This is a genomic window from Ruminococcus sp. 5_1_39BFAA, assembly GCF_964240875.1.
Taxonomy (GTDB): Bacteria; Bacillota; Clostridia; order Lachnospirales; family Lachnospiraceae; genus Blautia_A.
In genome coordinates this window covers 1-15643 of sequence record NZ_CAXSVO010000035.1, presented here as the reverse complement: position 1 = coordinate 15643, position 15643 = coordinate 1, and the positions used below count along the sequence as shown (strand labels likewise).

The window sequence follows — 15643 nt, the reverse complement described above, 5'->3', positions numbered from 1 at the left end:
CGGTCTCCCCCCATTTAAAGCTGGGAGATATCCGTCAGGAATGCCTCATACTTTTCAGCAGGAAGGCTGCTGACCTTGTCCACGCCGTAGGTCTTTAAAAGCTGCCCGATCTTTTCGTTGTTGATGCGTTTCTGCTTGATCTTCGCTACAATGACCTTTGTGATGTCATCCACCGTAACAGCGGCCGGCGCTGCCTGTCCGGTATCGGAAGTCTCCACGGCTGCATCACTCTTGTTTTCGCTGCCAATCTCATCACTCCCTGTGCTTTCTACAATATCCGCTCCGTCAGTATCCCCCTGTCTGGTTTCTGCTTCATCTGTGGAACAGGAAACCTCTCCGGCCGCAGCTTTCAATTCCAGGGCAGCTTCTCCGGCCCCGATGCTGTCAAAGACCATTGCAATGCCCATGAAAGCGGCCTTCAGTCCCTGGCTGAGTTTTGACGCATCTACCGGAACCAGAATAGTTTTCAGTTTGTCATCTGTCTTCTTCGCCATACGCTTCCTCCTCTCCACCCGCAATGGACACCTCACAGTCCCCATTAAAATTCACGGTATCCATACGCTCATCCATGTGGATATGCAGCTCATGGATTTTGACCTTGATTTCCGGGATAATAACCGGCACAAAATCCTTCTTGCTACCTTCCTTTTTCTTTTCATCCTTCATCCTGCTTTCCTCCTGGACATTTTTTGTAATTTCCTGCCCCCTGCATTTGCCGGAATAGCGTGTCTGCACATTCCGGTCACCATGACGGCGGTGTGGTCCGCTGTGCTGTGCCCTGCATTTCTTACTCATTGCCGTTTTCCCCCTTCTTATCTGTTCCGGTCATTCCATCACCAAAAATGACTTCCAGCAGTTTCTTAACCGCCTCCATTGCATCCTGAACACCGCAAAGGGGAATCCCGATCTCAATATCCGCATCCTCTGTGCCTTCTGCCCCGCACGGTTCCTGCCGATCACAGCATTTTTTGCCGGATGCCTTCCCCAGCAGCCCTGCCGATTCCCCAATGGTTCTCACCGGAATTCCCAGCTTCGATGCAAGCGCGATTTCTTCCATCATCCCTTCGGAGATATATTCAGAAAAGCACCACAGTTCATCCGCATCCTTCAGCAGTTCCAGGCCGATGCGCCTTCCGATCTTCCTCTCATCTGCAACCGCATCATCCAGAAACTGTGTGCAGAAAAGATGGCTGCAGAGCGGAACGGCTCCGAGCTTCGCCACCAGCCTGCAGGCTGCCTTTGCCCTTTCAAGGTTGTCCTTCAGCTCTATTTCTGCCCTCTCTGGTTCCTGTGCTTTTAGCCGCAGCGGGGAACAGATATAGATACGCTCCTTACGTTCTTTGCACGCCTCGCATTTATTTTTGTTCATATTGGCCTCCTTCTCATGGCTGCCGCCCTCCCGAAACAGGAAAGCGGCAGATTTGTTGTATTATGGATTTACAGTGCCAATGCTTAAATTACCTTCATGGGCTTATCCTCCTCTCACAGATTTTTGGGAGGTTTCCCTGTGTGCCTGTGGGCTTCTTGAAAAGTTCCTCTCATAAATAGTCGCGGGAGAAGTACAAAATTAAGTAGGTTTCAAAATTTCTTCAGAAAATTTTTACTCAGCCTGTCCTCTGCCCCTAGTAATCGGTAAGTAACCGCCGCACGGCTTACGCCAAGCCGCTCCGCAATCTCATATTTTTCAAACCCATAAACATGGTAAAGGATAAATACCTCCCTCTGTTTATCCGTCAGTCTTCCAAGCTGCTCTTTCATAGTTTCTCTGCAAATACACGCTTCCTCCGGGCTTTCATAATAATCTCCGGAAGTCCAACTCTGTCCTCTCTTTTCCTCCGTTTCATCTTCATCCCACAAGTCCTTTTTTGCCCCTTTGCGGTCAAACTGACGGTTCATGCTGTTTTTCTCCACCTGGTGCCCTCCTCTGATCATCACTGCCATGAACCACGGCTGCTCCCCAAAGAAAGACTCGTCCAGAGTATCCGTATCAGCCATGTACTCCTTTTCCCTGTCACCAAGCTGTGCAAAGCGGTAAGTAAAAGAGCTGCAGTCTGCCAGCCAGAGGACCGCAGTTCCAGTACCGTTGACGTAGACCGCATAACCATTTCTGTATACCTTGCAGTCTCCATTCTCCGTCTCCGCGATTGGCGCTCCCGCGTTTTCACGCAGGTTCTTAGCAGTTGGTGTCTTTTGCGCTTTCTCAGCCTGTCCAATCATCTCCAGCAGCTTATTTAATGTGGTTTCCTCAGTTACGATAATTCTTTCATCCTTCATGGTCTTGTCCTTTCCGCCTGGAATGCGGTCTGGGCAAAGGTGCTCATGAAGATCCATAGGGTTGGAAATTCCACAACGAAAAAAACGCCATGTCACTCTTTCGGAGTACACAGCGGCTGACACAATCCGGCTAAAAAGTCACAAGGGTTCTGCGGTATACTCCTATACACCCTTTCTCCATGCCGACGGCTTATTTCCAAGCCGATGTCAGAAGTAAAAAGCTGTATGAGAACCTTTGCCCTTATGCATTTACTAGTCAGGCATTCGATATTTTATTAAGCGGGGAGCATCCACCCATTCGGGTTATCCAGCCTTAGGTCTTGTCCGTTCCCCTGCTCTGGAAATATTCTAACAAGAACATGCAGACATTACCTCAACGCAAAAGTCCAATCCCGGTTTAAAAATAGACAAATAAGTCCAATTTTAAAAAATCATTTTCATGGTCACTCAAATCAATAAAAAGGAAACTTTCAACAATCTGAAACAAAGTGCAGATTAGATAAAAACTGCGCTGAAAAAAGACAAAAAAAATAAACCGTGCGGATTTTCCTGTTTTTCTTAATCCACACGGTTCATGCTAACCGTTCTGTATGCTTCTGTTTAAAAAGCATCAGACTTATCATTTCATCTATCATTTTCTTATTCGGCCCATCCAGCTGGCTGTAAAGGGAATAAATATCAGCTGTGCCGGTCTGTTGCTGCCCCAAGGATTTATTTTCTGAAGCTTTATAAGTGTTATTGTCATTATGAATGCCATCGTTATTATGTAGCAGCCGGTCCGGGGTCAGCTCTGACGGCGGCACTCCCAACGCCTCCGCTAAATCGTACATCGTCTGGATTCCCATCTCAGTACTGCCACGTTCATAACGTGAGATGACGGTGTTTGTACAGGTGCCGCCCACCCGCTCTGCCAGCTGCTCCTGTGTCAGGCCGGCCCGTTTTCTGAGTGTCTTTAATTTTTTTCCGGTTGCTTCCAGGTCCGATACCCATTCCTGTTTCAACACCATCACCTCCTTCATGCTAATGGAGGCTTTTCCGTATAAAAAGGCTGAGGCAAATAGGTTCTGCGTTCTGCACAGTTCTTATTAAATGCAGCCCAACTCTCTATTTGCCTCAGCCATATTTTTTATATCAAAAAAGCAAAGGTTACATAAAGATTTGCGCACTTCTACCGTTGATTTCATCTACAGTCCTGACAAAATTTTTCGTTTTTAATAATCAACTAGAGTATTTTTGCTAAATCATTAAATATGTAACTTTTGCTATTCTAAAATTCTAAACTGCTTTCATCACCTCATATTTTCCCATCATCTTTAGAATTAAAATAAAACAGGTTCATTGTCAATCTTATGTAAAATTGGATATCAAACCTCACATATCTCATGTGAGTATTTTATATTATCACAAATTGGCAGATTTTGCAAGAGTTACACATTGATTTCTGGTATTTTTTGTCTATTTTTCTGCCCCCGTGATGCTTTATTGATATTACATTCCTCTATCAAATGCCGCCGATATTAATTCGCTGCTACATCAGATACCATCTTACGCATACTTATAACAGCAAAAACGGCCAGGGCAGATGGATTCCATAAGGCCAATAAGTCCCGCGTCCATCCTGCTCCGGCCGTGCTCATAATTGACAAAACTCGTGCAGTCCATATCTTTCGCTTTCTTTGCAGTTCCTTATCCTGCGTTGCCATCCTGGTCCTATTTCAAAGAACTCTCTGACTGTGGGAAATATATGATTTCTTTCACTTTTCTTCCAGAAACGCATTCTACTAATTGTTCCACGGTAAGGTCATCCTGCTTTTTCCCTGCTTTGTAATGGAGCCCATAGCCGCCCCTTATCGTGATCCGCTCCCCAAGGGTCGCACCATTTGGCGACTTTGCCATGTTGCTCTTGTAATTCATCCGATGCCCTCCTTAAATTAAGCCCATGAATTCATCTATAAAACTCTTTGCATCGGCATCCAGCTTTATATCATAGGCATGATTGCTTGCACTGTTATACAGACCAATGATATCCTCTCTGATGGAAGATGCGTTATTAAATGTATTACAGAGAGGTATCAGTTTCCAGTAAAAAATGGGCTCACCCATGTTTCCGCATAATACATCCGGGGAATCATCCACTACATATTTTCTCATATACACGTCATAAAATGTATCTTCGATATTTCCATGATCGGTACCAAAACTAATGCCCATGGAGAAAATATAAAGTTCTGTTTCCTCATTCAATTTTGCGACAAATCCCGGTCCATCCAGCCATACATACTCCAGCGGGGCTGCCGAAGACCAGATTCTATTTTTTTTCACGCGCCGGTATGTGTAGTTGTCCTCACTAAACGTATTCTCTTCAATAATCGGGAGATCGTTCCCATTGTCCACATGTTCTGTCTTTCCACACTCCTTTACTATGAACAATTCACCGTCTCCTCCGGCCATAATCTGGTTCACATATTTCGTGGTAATCGGTTCCCAGCAAAGTTCCGCTGATTCAGTACGGACCATCAGCTTATTGATAAACCCCTGCATATACCGGAGATTATCTGCCGTTTTTGCTGCGTTGCCATCCATAAGGAAGTCCACGCTGACTCCCAGATATTTTGCTACCTTCCATATTAAATCTGCCGATGTCGCGGCTCCATTCCCTTTTTTGGTCAGGCGCGAGATATATCCGGGAGATACTCCGATATCACTTTCCATCTCTCCAATCTTTATATTTTTCTGCTGAATAATGCTGTTTATATTGTCCATCAATCTCTGAATATCGAATTCTTCCATTGAACTATCCTCCTTTTATTTGAATTACTTATATCATATTTCGAATTATAAGTCAATATATTTTTTGTATTTGAATTCAAATATTTTCAATCATTCTTTGTTCTTGAATTTTAGTATTTTTATTGAATTATATTTCACATTATGTTTTTTCGGGCGGGAATCAATTTTCTGTGTCTCCCGCTGGCAGCCATCCTGCCCCGTTTTATGATACACAAAACGGCTATTCATTTTACTGCCGCCGTGGTATACTTCTTAGTAAAAATAGAAACTGAAAGGAAGTACCCGCATGAAATACATAATCTACCGTTTCCCAGATGTCCTTGAATTTGACGATGATGATATACACAGCGGCACCCGTAAGGAAAAATGCTGCGACCCGCACCTAAAAGCTGGCATCTCTTATCCTGTCCGCCCGGAACTGGCTGCCATTGAATACGGTTCCAATATCTACAACGCTGCCGACAGCCTTATCCGTGCCGTCATTGACGAGCTTTCCGGTATGGAAGAATTTTCCCGGTGTACCTGCGACTGCTATCCCCCCGACCAGCCGCATGTATTAAAATACATGAGCGACATGGATTTCGACTATGAAATGCACGGCGTCGTATATGACTACAGCAAGACGGAAAACACTATCATATATTTCGGTGTAAAAGAAGTGGATGAAAATCAATCCTGACCAAACACCGATCACCTTCACATAAAGGAGCACTGCCATGGTTACGCAGAAACAGATAAAAGCATGGATACCGGAAGCACTGGCAATCTTCCAAAGATTTATGCCGCCTTTTCCCGGCATGGACACAATACCTATCCCGGAAATCCATATCGTCAGTGACAAGACCGTATTCCCTACCCGGAAAATGCTCGTTGCAAAATTACGTTCCCGCCAGACGGATATTGACGAGGATCATTACACGTCCATCATGGAGATGATCCATGGGGATCTTGGGGATGCCATCCTTATCTGGCAAAAATACATACCTGATCCGCAAAAGATACCTCTTGCGGATGATTATTTCTGCCACTATCTCTGGCATGAACTGGGTCACTATTATGCCATCCACAATGAATGTCGTTCTGACGACCTGCACCGCTTCAATAATCCGGGTCTTGCAGCAGAACGGGCAAAGCAGGAAGGCTACTGGATGTGGTCAGAATTCATTGCAGAGGCTATCGCGTTATATGTAGAAGAACAGCACTGCAGGATCGACAACAAGGAGTTTTATCACCCGGAGCTTTTAAAGTGGGAGCCAAACGAATGGGGATACCTTGTAGAGAAGCTGCTGAACTTTCTGGAAATGGCCTTCTGCTATTATCCGTCAACTATTGATGAAGCCGGACTTGCCATGTACTTTGCCACACTCCTGATGGACGATGCGACCAAACGGTATGTAAAGGCCGCCAGCGAAGGAAAGCTGCGTGTATATGATAAAAGCACCGGCCGCAGCCGTTCTGCGGAACCGGGCAGTATTGAAGCCACCTGCATTTCTGACCAGGCGGAAGCATTTCAGGACACCCTGTGGCAGATGAAGCGGCTGCTGGAAATACAGCTTCGTAAGGAGAGTTTTTGGGAGATCAATGCCCAATGGCTTGAGGAACTCGGCCAGCATGTCATAGACCTCATGAATGAGAAAATTGCCTTGTTGGCATCCATGTCCATAAATTAATTCGGACACAATAAACCATCAACCGTTTTCTTACTTTGCGCCCGACAAAGCACAATCCTATGTGCATCTAACTTTGTCGGGCGTCTCTCTATCTTTATTCTCTTATCTTTATTTCACAAGTTCTGTCAGCCACGGGACCAGCGGCCTTGCGACCACTCTGGCGTTTAGGTAAGCCATCTCCAGAGTCAGGCAGGTGTGTCCCATGTAATAACCGTCCATTACTTCCAACGTCATCACGAGATCCGGTTTTTTCATGTTCGTTAGGTAAACCGGAAGAAGATACTGTATCTTCCCCTGGTATCCCTGCGGCACTACAAGCCCCGGTTCCACCACGGCCCTCCTCCTGCCAAGCTCCACCGCTGTTTCAAACAAAAGCGGCAGGTTCTTTGCCTTGCGGATCTTCGCCGGAATCCTCTCCAGATTTTCTGTATCCCCTAATATGTGTTCTACGTTTACCCTGATCGGCCAGTCCGGATTAAATCCTGCTCCCCGTTTCACTGTGTAGTAGGAAGGTTTCTGCGGCAGAGGCTGTATGTATCGAAGCCACGGCGACAGCTCGTCACAAAATCCCCGGAAATACCATTCCAGCATGGAATCCTTTCTGTGGTTCCGGTCAAAGAAAGCGTAAATCCCTTTATACCGGCTGTTATATAGTCCAGTATGGAAACAGGCCCTCTCGTTCTCCACATGGAAAAACCGTGCTGCTTTTCTGTCATCTTCTGCTGAATTGAACTCAATGCATTGTTTGCGAAAAATCATATGTATATAGCGTTCCAAAATGGGTGTGTCCTGGTTCTTCGTCACATTGGTTGGTTTCTTGAACCGCCACGGCTCCGGGAGAGCTATCCTTGATAACTCGTCCAACTGTCCGTACCAGTCCGGCACATAGGCAAAATCAAATAAATCTGTCGTCAACATTTCTAAGTCCCCTCCATTTCGGTATGGCATCCACCAATTTCATCTGAATCCGTGTCTTTAAATCTCCATCGACATACTGGTACTCTTTCCCCTGGGCATCCTCCGCCTTCACAGTCGCTAATGTGTTGATATAATCGTCATAGTAAATTAGAATCTGGTCGAGAGCTTCGCGCTCGCCTCTTACGGCGGCGCAGATCAGCTCATATGTAAGTTCATTTTCTTTCATAATGGTTCCTTTCATAATACTTTCGTATAGCAGCAAAAGCCTTCTGCCGCCAGTTGTAAATTGTCCTTGACGTAACAGCAAACTGTGCAGCTATCTCAATATCCGTGTACCCATACCAGAAATCCAGGATCAGTACCTCCCTCTGTGTTTCCGATAATTTCAGCATGGCATTGTAAAGCCATTCGCTGGTAATCACACAGATGTGGGATTTTCCCTGCAGAACCAGATGCTCGGACGGATAGACATCCTCCTGCATCTGTGTTTCAAACAGATATTGCAGCTTTTCTGTCACCGCCTGTTCTCTTTCTCGTTTTCTTTTTTCTTCATCCACTGCATTCCTGCACTCGTTCTTCATCACAGTCTTGGCAAAACTGTCAAATATGGCAATGATGCAGTCCTTGTCTTTTAAGGGAGCCGACATGATCGTTCCCCCTTTCTTATGCAGTTTTGAGTGGTCCTTATCGCCTCCTTTGAACTACTAAGACGAATCTGCCCATGCAAAACCGGAAAGATTTTTCAGAATTTCTCAAAAAATTTTTCCAAGTGGCAGAACTGTCCTTTTGTCCCCTTTAACTACTAAGACAGATCTGCCCACCCCAAACCGGAAAGGTTTTTCAAAATTTTTTCAAAAAATTTTTCCGGACAGTAGAAATGCCCCTTTTTCCCCTTTAAATAACTAAAACAATTCAGCTTTTCAAAATCGGAAATGAAAACGGAAATTTTTCAAAAAAATTTTTCATGGACTATATTTTCAATAGAGGCACAAAACAAACACGGAGGTCCTCTGCTCCAATAACAATCAAGGAAATTCGTCAGAAATTGACATAGAAAAACGCCAGGGAGCCGCTGATGCTTCCTGACGTGATAGTTCCAGATATGGTAGTAATATGCGTTATAGGTATTATTGTAGGTATTGGACACGCAATATAATGCCTGTTCGTAGGTATAAAACTCCGCATCGAATGCTAGGATTTTTTTAATTGTCCACCCGGCGGGGACCTATATCCTTTCACAAAAATAATGCCATCCACGGTTTTCTCCTTACGGCAAACCACAGATGGCAAACACGAATAAGCCCTGCTGCGGGAAGCCGTTTTTTTTATTGGCTCCCCAACAGGGCTTTCTATATTCCATTTCCACAATCGGCATAATCTTGCATACTATGTAGGTACGATTAGGGAATGTGAAAACCCAAATCGGCACGATAGAATATATGTGAGGTGAATGATTATGCCGAAAGACAAATTAGCACATTTGGGTAACTGCATCCGCGCCGCAAGACACGTCTGCAAGCTAACCCAACAGGAACTGGCGGATGATTGCCATGTGGCGATCAAAACCGTCCAGAACATAGAGAGGGGACTGATGAACCCTTCCTTTGAAATCCTATACCCGATTGTGAACCGGTTAGGAATTTCAGCCAACATACTGTTCAACCCGGAGATTTCCGATGAAGATATGGATGTAGAGCATCTCATCGGGAAATTCCAAATATGCCATCCGCAGGAACGGAAATTCATGTTGAACACCGTGGACTGTATGACTGAGCAATTTCTCGCCCAGCACAGTGAGTCCGATGCGGAAAAATCTGAGTGAAACCAGTAGGACAAGAATTCCTTGTTGCTGCTGGTTTTTCTCATTATCTGCCATTATAAAAAACCGACTTATGAACGAGTTATGGATGAGTTATGAATGGTATAATATTTTGAAAATCGTTCGACAGAATGTAACAAATTTGCCTTGGAGCATACCCTACGATCTGCTCCAAGGCCTCCGTTTCACCCATCAATTTCTATACCATTTCCAGCTACTGAAATAGTTTGGACATCGAAATCTAATTCCATTTTCTTCACCTCAAGATTGTCAGCTATTTCCTGAGCCTTTTTCTCCAGCAATTCCTTTACATTTCCATTTGCAATTTCTTCTTCGCTTAATGTGTCTACATAAGACTGCAAATCGTCCCGAAAAGTTTTCAGCGCCTCATCTCTTTTCTCCACTGTGAGGGTCTTATCTGTAATCTGGTAATGAATATAGCAGGATGCATAGAATTGAAAATCATATATCGGCTCCGCCTCCAAAATCTTCTGTTCTTCTTCATTAAGCGGCTCCGTAAGATTTCCACGTTTCATTACACGGCATTCAAACCCAATCTCATCGTTCAGTTCCTTACAGTATATTTCATCCAGAGAAGCATTCATCGTAATTGTAATGAAATCGTAGTTTTCATCATCTTCTGATATCTTTTCTGCTACTGCAGAGTAATCTTCAAATAATACGGATAAATCACCCGTTGAAGTCAACAACTGATCAAATTCATCAACAGTACTATTTGAATAATCTTCACTTTTAAATGACAACAAATTCTTATATGCAGTTTCATACGATGTGCCGCCATTTTGTGATCGGACTGATGTTGAACCTTCCTGCATGGATGTCTCGATGTCTTTGGATGTGGCATCAGGAATGTTATTGTCCTGTGCCATACACCCCGTCGAAATATTAAGGCATAACATGGTTGCTAAAAATACTAGTGTTCTTTTTTTCATATTAGTTGCTCCTTTCTGTACTCTTATCGGTACGATATAAAGATACCATTACTGTTTGAATTGGTTTTGTATCAAATATGTTTTTAATGTGGAGATAGAAAAAGGACAACGAACCAAAATCGTTGTCCTCAATATTATGAACTCATTTAAAATGTACTGAAACACAAACTCCACGGAATGTATTCTTCACTCGTATTTCCGCATCATGCAGATCAAGAATAGTCTTAACAATATACAATCCCAACCCACTGCCGCCTGTCTGCCGATTGCGCGATTGATCCACCCGGTAAAAAGCCTCAAATAATTTGGGAAGAGCCTCTTCTGGTATATGAACATTGGTATTTTCAATTGTAAAATAAATCCCCTCCGCTTCAGACCATAGTTTCACAAATATTTCGCTGCCATCCGGAGAATATGCTATTGCGTTACTTAAAAGATTATTAACCACTTTCTGCAACAATACCTCATCACCAAACAAAAGAGTATCCAACGATAAAGAACTCTCCAATAATAAATCTTTTTGAATAATTAAATCTTCATATACATCTAATCGTGTCTTTAAAAGTTTTTCAAAATCAAAATAACTTTTTTTGCAACCATATCCTGGCGTATCTAATCGGGAAATAGTTAAAAGTTCCTGCACCATCTGTTCTAAAGTATTCGTAACCTCCAAGGATTGTGCTAAGTAAGTCTCCCTGTCTTTATATCTTCCAATCTGACACAGCATTCCCTGTAACTGGCCTTTAATAATTGTAATGGGTGTTTTCAATTCATGGGAGGCTGCTGAAAAAAATTCTAACCGCTGTCGTTCTAGCTGACGCTCTTTTTCAATATCGGCCTGGAGTTTTTGATTTGCTTCCTGCAGTTCTGTAAGAGCCGTAGATAATTTCCCGGACAACTCATTCAAACTATTTGCAAGCACACCTATCTCATCTGTCCTCTTAACCGTACAAAGACCACTAAAATCCATATCCGCCATTTGCTTCGATATTCTGCTGATTCTTTTTATTGGAGCAGTCATATATAAAGAATAGAAAAGTGCGGTAATAATCGATACTACAAATACGACAATACATAGTCCAGGCAGGGCCTTACCTAAAGTTTCCTCTGTTTGCGTTCGTTTTGCAAGGTTTCTTGTCATCAGGATGGTATATGGTGAATCATCGTCCACAAATATAACCGAATATGGTTCCGTTTTCTCTACTTTATCATAATCAGATATTTTTCCTCCAATAAGTTGATTTACATCCTGTAAACTTACCTCTTGTCCATCTGCCTGAAAAAAATGCAATTCAAATTCACCATCATAATTGTTCTGTATGGATTCACCTATTTCCTCAAACCAAATTGATGCATTTTCTTTCGGTTCTTCCGACATGATATCGGGTAAAAAAGTTATCCACGATTCAGCTTCAGCCAAATCATATTGATATATATTGGGGACAAACCATAAAAGGAAAACATAACTAATCATACAGCAAATTACTGTTGTTAAAATAGTTATTGCAAAAACCTTAACTGACAGTTTGCTACGAATCTTCTTTATCAATTCTATATCCCACCCCTCTGATTGTTTCAATGTAATCTGCTTCCCCTAATTTTTTCCGCAAGTTTTTAATATGAGTATCAATAATCCTTTCATCTCCAAAAAATTCATACTTCCAAAGTATCTGCAGCAGATTTTTCCGTGTTAATATCTTACCTTTATGAGACAATAGTTCTCTCAAAATTTCAAACTCGCGCGGAGTTAAATCGACACTTTCTTTCCCTATATAGACTTTGTATCCATCTAAATCCAGCATTAGATTTTTATATTCAATGGTAGCTGATGTCTCTGTAAGTTTTGACGTACGTCGAAGTACCGCAGCTATTTTTCTTATCAGAATAGGCATAGAAAACGGTTTTGTAATATAATCATCTATCTGTAAATCCAATCCTTTAATTTGTTCCTGTTCGCTATCCAATGCTGTAAGCATAATAATAGGGACATCAGATTTTTGCCGTATTACCTCACAAACACCATATCCATCAACTTTTGGAAGCATGATATCCAAAAGAATTAAATCAAATGGTTTCTTAGAGAATTCAGTTATCGCTTCCACACCATCCCCTGCTAATGTCACATCATATCCTGCTTCCTGGATAAAGTCATGAAGTAATGCCTGTATGGAAAGATCATCTTCAACAATTAATATTTTTTGCACATAACCACCTCCGTCTTTTATCTTACCATAGTTATTTGTATCTACTTTGTAGATTTGAAATTTCTATATCTTTTATCAACAGGTCGCCCTATACCTTTTGGTATCAGCCAGACACCGGATATTTTTATCGCTCCAGGAATACGCCCCGCTTTGCAATGATACTGTACCATCCGCTCCGTCAGTTCCCACTTCCCAGCAGCTTCTTTTGTCGTCATGAAATCCATATTTCTCCCCTCCTAATGGGTACTATTATATTTCGTTAAAACGAAACAAGCAAGTTTGATAACCTTAAGTTTCCTTGAATTTTCTGATAACTTAAAAAACAGAAATCAATTACCTCAAATATAGCCTAACTTCCCCAAGCAGCAAAATCCCCCGGAACAGTTCTTTTCACTGCTCCAGGGGATTACCCTATCCCACAAACTTATATCCTCTCCTGATAACCGTCTGGATCATATCCGGGTTCTTCAATTTCCTCCTCAGTTGGCAAATCACGTTATAGACCACACGCTCGCAGCCAATCACACTCTCCTTCCAAACAGCACCGTAAATCTGTTCAGGAGAAAGCACCCAACCGGGATACTGTGTCAATAGGCAGAGAACATCAAATTCTTTGGGATAAAGATCAATTTCCTCTCCGGCCAATGTGACCGTATAGTACTGTGGATCAATAGTGAGGTTCCCACGCTGGATGGCAGGCTGCCGTTCTATATTCATTTGTACAGACATCTCCGCCCTCCTTAATTTAACGAACTAATTTCCATCTACTATCCTCATTTAAAGATTCCCCTGTTCTATAGAAATCATCTTTGTTTTTTCCGCAGATAATTCCTTATGGAGGTGTAATGCCATAAAAATGGTAATTACTGCAGAAATCACATCCGCAATCGGCTGTGCATAAAGAATTCCATTGAGTCCCCAAAGCACCGGAAGAATCAGAATAACTGGTACAAAGCAGATCCCCTGCCTACAAGCTCCAAGAATAAAGCCTGCTGTACCTTTGCCAAGTGCAAGGAACAAAGAAGAATATACCGTATAAAATCCAAACAGCATGAATGAAAAACCATTCGCTATGAGTGATTTTTGACCGACAGAAATCATCTCTGCATTGCCGTCTGTAAACTGGGAAATAATTTGTGTGGAAAATACGGCCATCAGCAATCCTACAATTACACAGAAAATCGTTGACCACAGGATTGATGTTTTAATCGCCTCCTGCAATCGGTCAAATTTCTTAGCCCCATAGCTAAATCCTGCAATCGGCTGGAATCCTTTTAAGAAGCCAAATACCACCAATGTTCCCATTGATGTAACTCTGGTAACGGCCCCCATTCCGGCAATAACAGCATCCCCATATCCATTTGCAGCCCGATTAATCAGTGCAATAGAAAGACTGGTAAGAAGCTGGAACGTCAGCGTTGGAACACCTATTTTCAATATCTCTGCCATCATTTGTTTTGTGGGCGCAAACTCTCTTACACTGAAAGTAAATGCACTCTTTTTCCGCAATACATAGTTCAAATAAACAAGTGTAGAAACAAGCTGCGAAATAGCTGTAGCAATAGCAGCCCCGGCAACTCCCATTTCAAGTACATAAATGAAGATCGGATCTAAACCAATATTCAATATAGCTCCCAATAACAAAGCATACATAGTGGTTTTCGCTGCGCCTTCACTTGTGACAATATTATTCATAGTCACATTGAATACATTAAAAATACATGAAACCACATAAATCCTAGCATATGTCAATGCATAAGGCATGATTGTATCTGTTGCTCCTAATAAAGTTAAAATCGGTTTCAAGAAGATAGTAGCAAGAATAATGATAATTGCCCCAACTAAAACACTGCTATACAGCGCTGTACTTGCGACCTTATTCGCAGTATCTTTGTCTCCACGTCCTAGAAGCCTTGAAAGATAAGATGCAGCTCCATTACCAAACATCAGACCTAATCCTACAACCACTTGCCCCAATGGAAACACTATCGAAATCGCACCCATTTGACTTTCTCCCAGTCCTCCTACAAAGTAGGCATCCACCAGATTATACAGGGCGTTTATCAACATTCCAATCATAATCGGGATGCCAAGTGCCATAAGTGCTTTCGGAATAGGTGCGTTCCCCAAAAGCTCCATTTTGTTGTTACGTTCTTTCATTGTAAATACTCCTTTCGTACTCATGATATAAATTACTGTACTGTAATTTATAGTAAAATATCGCAGCAATTATACTACTATAAATTATAGTAAAGGTCAACAGGCTTTTTGCTATAATTTATAGCACTTTATCAATTTTCCCGCTTGACACTCTCCATAAAATAAATTAGTATAAATTACAGTAATATAAAAAACGTAATTATAAAAGGAGAACATATGGCTACCATAGATTTAATTGTGTTGGGAATACTGAAAAAAGAATCTCTAAGCGCCTATGACATTCAGAAATTAGTGGAATATCGCAATATATCAAGATGGGTGAAAATCAGTACCCCTTCTATTTACAAAAAAGTTATTCAGTTAGAGGAAAAAGGACTTATCAATAGCGTGACCGTGAAAGAAGGGAAAATGCCTGAAAAGGCGGTGTATTCTTTGACGGAAGCTGGCGAACGGCAATTTGAGAAACTTATGATGGAGATTGCTGGTAAGCCTATTCATATTTTTCTGGATTTTAATGCGGTAATTGTAAATTTGGACAGCCTTCCAGCAGATAAACAAAAGTCCTGTCTTGCTAATATTGAAGAAAATGTGGCAAATCTAAAATCTTATCTACAAGAGAATATCCTTGCAAAAGAAAATGTGCCTGAAATACCAGAAACCGGAATGGCAGTTTTACACCAACAGTTAATACTAGCCGAAGCAATTGAAACATGGATTACATCAGTAAAAGCGAGGTTGGAAAATTAAGTCGCCCCCACCCGTAAAACGGGTGGCTCGACGAGGCTGTAAAAAATCTTGTGTCTTTGGAAAGTGAATCTTTCTGATAAGAAATAGATATGTAAGGTTTTGCTGTCG

At 42.2% G+C, this 15643-nt stretch carries 20 protein-coding genes; 4 read left to right on the top strand and 16 right to left on the bottom strand.

Features of this window, described 5'->3' with window-relative positions; genetic code table 11:
* Positions 1 to 14 precede the first annotated feature (14 nt).
* The 7 genes from ACESZH_RS21165 to ACESZH_RS21135 all read right to left on the bottom strand — a co-directional run bounded on the left by ACESZH_RS21165 (position 15) and on the right by ACESZH_RS21135 (position 5064).
* Complete coding sequence (locus tag ACESZH_RS21165) at positions 15 to 494, bottom strand: hypothetical protein (RefSeq protein WP_158370172.1); 480 nt, start codon at positions 492 to 494, stop codon at positions 15 to 17.
* On the bottom strand, positions 475 to 795 hold the full coding sequence (locus tag ACESZH_RS21160) for a hypothetical protein (protein WP_158370174.1): 321 nt from the start codon (positions 793 to 795) through the stop codon (positions 475 to 477). The genes ACESZH_RS21165 and ACESZH_RS21160 overlap by 20 nt, the downstream gene beginning before the upstream one ends.
* A complete protein-coding gene (locus ACESZH_RS21155) occupies positions 788 to 1369 on the bottom strand; it encodes a hypothetical protein (protein ID WP_373218972.1) in 582 nt (193 codons plus the stop codon). Before ACESZH_RS21155 ends, ACESZH_RS21160 begins: the two co-directional genes overlap by 8 nt.
* A 209-nt stretch (positions 1370 to 1578) precedes the next feature.
* On the bottom strand, positions 1579 to 2274 hold the full coding sequence (locus ACESZH_RS21150; protein ID WP_373218973.1) for a sigma-70 family RNA polymerase sigma factor: 696 nt from the start codon (positions 2272 to 2274) through the stop codon (positions 1579 to 1581).
* A 572-nt stretch (positions 2275 to 2846) separates the two neighbouring features.
* Complete coding sequence (locus tag ACESZH_RS21145) at positions 2847 to 3275, bottom strand: helix-turn-helix domain-containing protein (RefSeq protein ID WP_262575303.1); 429 nt, start codon at positions 3273 to 3275, stop codon at positions 2847 to 2849.
* A gap of 709 nt (positions 3276 to 3984) precedes the next feature.
* On the bottom strand, positions 3985 to 4188 hold the full coding sequence (locus tag ACESZH_RS21140) for a hypothetical protein (RefSeq protein ID WP_158370241.1): 204 nt from the start codon (positions 4186 to 4188) through the stop codon (positions 3985 to 3987).
* Positions 4189 to 4200: 12 nt separating this feature from the next.
* Complete coding sequence (locus tag ACESZH_RS21135) at positions 4201 to 5064, bottom strand: helix-turn-helix domain-containing protein (protein ID WP_158370243.1); 864 nt, start codon at positions 5062 to 5064, stop codon at positions 4201 to 4203.
* A gap of 286 nt (positions 5065 to 5350) precedes the next feature.
* Here ACESZH_RS21135 and ACESZH_RS21130 point away from each other — a divergent pair, with 286 nt between their 5' ends.
* Together ACESZH_RS21130 and ACESZH_RS21125 are read left to right on the top strand one after the other, a co-directional pair.
* Positions 5351 to 5743 (top strand): hypothetical protein, encoded by a 393-nt coding sequence (locus ACESZH_RS21130; protein ID WP_158370245.1) that lies wholly within the window; start codon positions 5351 to 5353, stop codon positions 5741 to 5743.
* 37 nt (positions 5744 to 5780) lie between these two features.
* On the top strand, positions 5781 to 6734 hold the full coding sequence (locus tag ACESZH_RS21125) for a hypothetical protein (RefSeq protein ID WP_373218974.1): 954 nt from the start codon (positions 5781 to 5783) through the stop codon (positions 6732 to 6734).
* 108 nt (positions 6735 to 6842) lie between these two features.
* Here the strand turns inward: ACESZH_RS21125 and ACESZH_RS21120 are convergent, their stop codons facing one another.
* Genes ACESZH_RS21120 through ACESZH_RS21110 form a run of 3 tightly spaced genes read right to left on the bottom strand, consistent with a single transcriptional unit; the run spans position 6843 to position 8299 of the window.
* On the bottom strand, positions 6843 to 7652 hold the full coding sequence (locus ACESZH_RS21120) for a DUF3825 domain-containing protein (RefSeq protein ID WP_373218975.1): 810 nt from the start codon (positions 7650 to 7652) through the stop codon (positions 6843 to 6845).
* On the bottom strand, positions 7630 to 7878 hold the full coding sequence (locus ACESZH_RS21115; RefSeq protein ID WP_373218976.1) for a helix-turn-helix domain-containing protein: 249 nt from the start codon (positions 7876 to 7878) through the stop codon (positions 7630 to 7632). The genes ACESZH_RS21120 and ACESZH_RS21115 overlap by 23 nt, the downstream gene beginning before the upstream one ends.
* Positions 7865 to 8299 carry an RNA polymerase sigma factor gene (locus ACESZH_RS21110; RefSeq protein WP_373218977.1) on the bottom strand — a complete coding sequence of 145 codons (435 nt, stop codon included), beginning with the start codon at positions 8297 to 8299 and terminating at the stop codon, positions 7865 to 7867. The genes ACESZH_RS21115 and ACESZH_RS21110 overlap by 14 nt, the downstream gene beginning before the upstream one ends.
* Positions 8300 to 9108: 809 nt before the next feature.
* On the opposite strand from ACESZH_RS21110, the gene ACESZH_RS21105 reads away from it, so the two are divergent.
* Positions 9109 to 9474 carry a helix-turn-helix transcriptional regulator gene (locus ACESZH_RS21105; protein ID WP_343840041.1) on the top strand — a complete coding sequence of 122 codons (366 nt, stop codon included), beginning with the start codon at positions 9109 to 9111 and terminating at the stop codon, positions 9472 to 9474.
* Positions 9475 to 9656: 182 nt separating this feature from the next.
* Here the strand turns inward: ACESZH_RS21105 and ACESZH_RS21100 are convergent, their stop codons facing one another.
* From ACESZH_RS21100 to ACESZH_RS21075, 6 genes are all read right to left on the bottom strand, one after another.
* Positions 9657 to 10424, bottom strand: coding sequence for a hypothetical protein (locus tag ACESZH_RS21100; RefSeq protein ID WP_373218978.1), 768 nt, complete (start codon positions 10422 to 10424; stop codon positions 9657 to 9659).
* 142 nt (positions 10425 to 10566) lie between these two features.
* Entirely contained in the window at positions 10567 to 12003 is a 1437-nt protein-coding gene (locus tag ACESZH_RS21095; protein WP_373218979.1) for an ATP-binding protein, read from the bottom strand.
* Positions 11954 to 12628, bottom strand: coding sequence for a response regulator transcription factor (locus ACESZH_RS21090; RefSeq protein WP_373218980.1), 675 nt, complete (start codon positions 12626 to 12628; stop codon positions 11954 to 11956). Before ACESZH_RS21090 ends, ACESZH_RS21095 begins: the two co-directional genes overlap by 50 nt.
* Positions 12629 to 12669: 41 nt before the next feature.
* Entirely contained in the window at positions 12670 to 12852 is a 183-nt protein-coding gene (locus ACESZH_RS21085; protein ID WP_373218981.1) for a DNA-binding protein, read from the bottom strand.
* A 187-nt stretch (positions 12853 to 13039) separates the two neighbouring features.
* Positions 13040 to 13357, bottom strand: coding sequence for a winged helix-turn-helix domain-containing protein (locus ACESZH_RS21080; protein ID WP_373218982.1), 318 nt, complete (start codon positions 13355 to 13357; stop codon positions 13040 to 13042).
* Between the two features lie 48 nt (positions 13358 to 13405).
* Positions 13406 to 14788, bottom strand: coding sequence for an MATE family efflux transporter (locus ACESZH_RS21075; RefSeq protein WP_373218983.1), 1383 nt, complete (start codon positions 14786 to 14788; stop codon positions 13406 to 13408).
* 216 nt (positions 14789 to 15004) lie between these two features.
* Here ACESZH_RS21075 and ACESZH_RS21070 point away from each other — a divergent pair, with 216 nt between their 5' ends.
* Entirely contained in the window at positions 15005 to 15535 is a 531-nt protein-coding gene (locus ACESZH_RS21070) for a PadR family transcriptional regulator (protein WP_195549135.1), read from the top strand.
* The last annotated feature ends 108 nt before the right edge of the window (positions 15536 to 15643 follow it).

Bases quoted from the DNA above. Each gene is read 5' to 3' on its own strand.
- ACESZH_RS21165 (WP_158370172.1), bottom strand. From the start codon at position 494: ATGGCGAAGAAGACAGATGACAAACTGAAAACTATTCTGGTTCCGGTA.
- ACESZH_RS21160 (WP_158370174.1), bottom strand. From the start codon at position 795: ATGAGTAAGAAATGCAGGGCACAGCACAGCGGACCACACCGCCGTCAT.
- ACESZH_RS21155 (WP_373218972.1), bottom strand. From the start codon at position 1,369: ATGAACAAAAATAAATGCGAGGCGTGCAAAGAACGTAAGGAGCGTATC.
- ACESZH_RS21150 (WP_373218973.1), bottom strand. From the start codon at position 2,274: ATGAAGGATGAAAGAATTATCGTAACTGAGGAAACCACATTAAATAAG.
- ACESZH_RS21140 (WP_158370241.1), bottom strand. From the start codon at position 4,188: ATGAATTACAAGAGCAACATGGCAAAGTCGCCAAATGGTGCGACCCTT.
- ACESZH_RS21135 (WP_158370243.1), bottom strand. From the start codon at position 5,064: ATGGAAGAATTCGATATTCAGAGATTGATGGACAATATAAACAGCATT.
- ACESZH_RS21130 (WP_158370245.1), top strand. From the start codon at position 5,351: ATGAAATACATAATCTACCGTTTCCCAGATGTCCTTGAATTTGACGAT.
- ACESZH_RS21125 (WP_373218974.1), top strand. From the start codon at position 5,781: ATGGTTACGCAGAAACAGATAAAAGCATGGATACCGGAAGCACTGGCA.
- ACESZH_RS21120 (WP_373218975.1), bottom strand. From the start codon at position 7,652: ATGTTGACGACAGATTTATTTGATTTTGCCTATGTGCCGGACTGGTAC.
- ACESZH_RS21115 (WP_373218976.1), bottom strand. From the start codon at position 7,878: ATGAAAGAAAATGAACTTACATATGAGCTGATCTGCGCCGCCGTAAGA.
- ACESZH_RS21110 (WP_373218977.1), bottom strand. From the start codon at position 8,299: ATGTCGGCTCCCTTAAAAGACAAGGACTGCATCATTGCCATATTTGAC.
- ACESZH_RS21105 (WP_343840041.1), top strand. From the start codon at position 9,109: ATGCCGAAAGACAAATTAGCACATTTGGGTAACTGCATCCGCGCCGCA.
- ACESZH_RS21100 (WP_373218978.1), bottom strand. From the start codon at position 10,424: ATGAAAAAAAGAACACTAGTATTTTTAGCAACCATGTTATGCCTTAAT.
- ACESZH_RS21085 (WP_373218981.1), bottom strand. From the start codon at position 12,852: ATGGATTTCATGACGACAAAAGAAGCTGCTGGGAAGTGGGAACTGACG.
- ACESZH_RS21080 (WP_373218982.1), bottom strand. From the start codon at position 13,357: ATGTCTGTACAAATGAATATAGAACGGCAGCCTGCCATCCAGCGTGGG.
- ACESZH_RS21075 (WP_373218983.1), bottom strand. From the start codon at position 14,788: ATGAAAGAACGTAACAACAAAATGGAGCTTTTGGGGAACGCACCTATT.
- ACESZH_RS21070 (WP_195549135.1), top strand. From the start codon at position 15,005: ATGGCTACCATAGATTTAATTGTGTTGGGAATACTGAAAAAAGAATCT.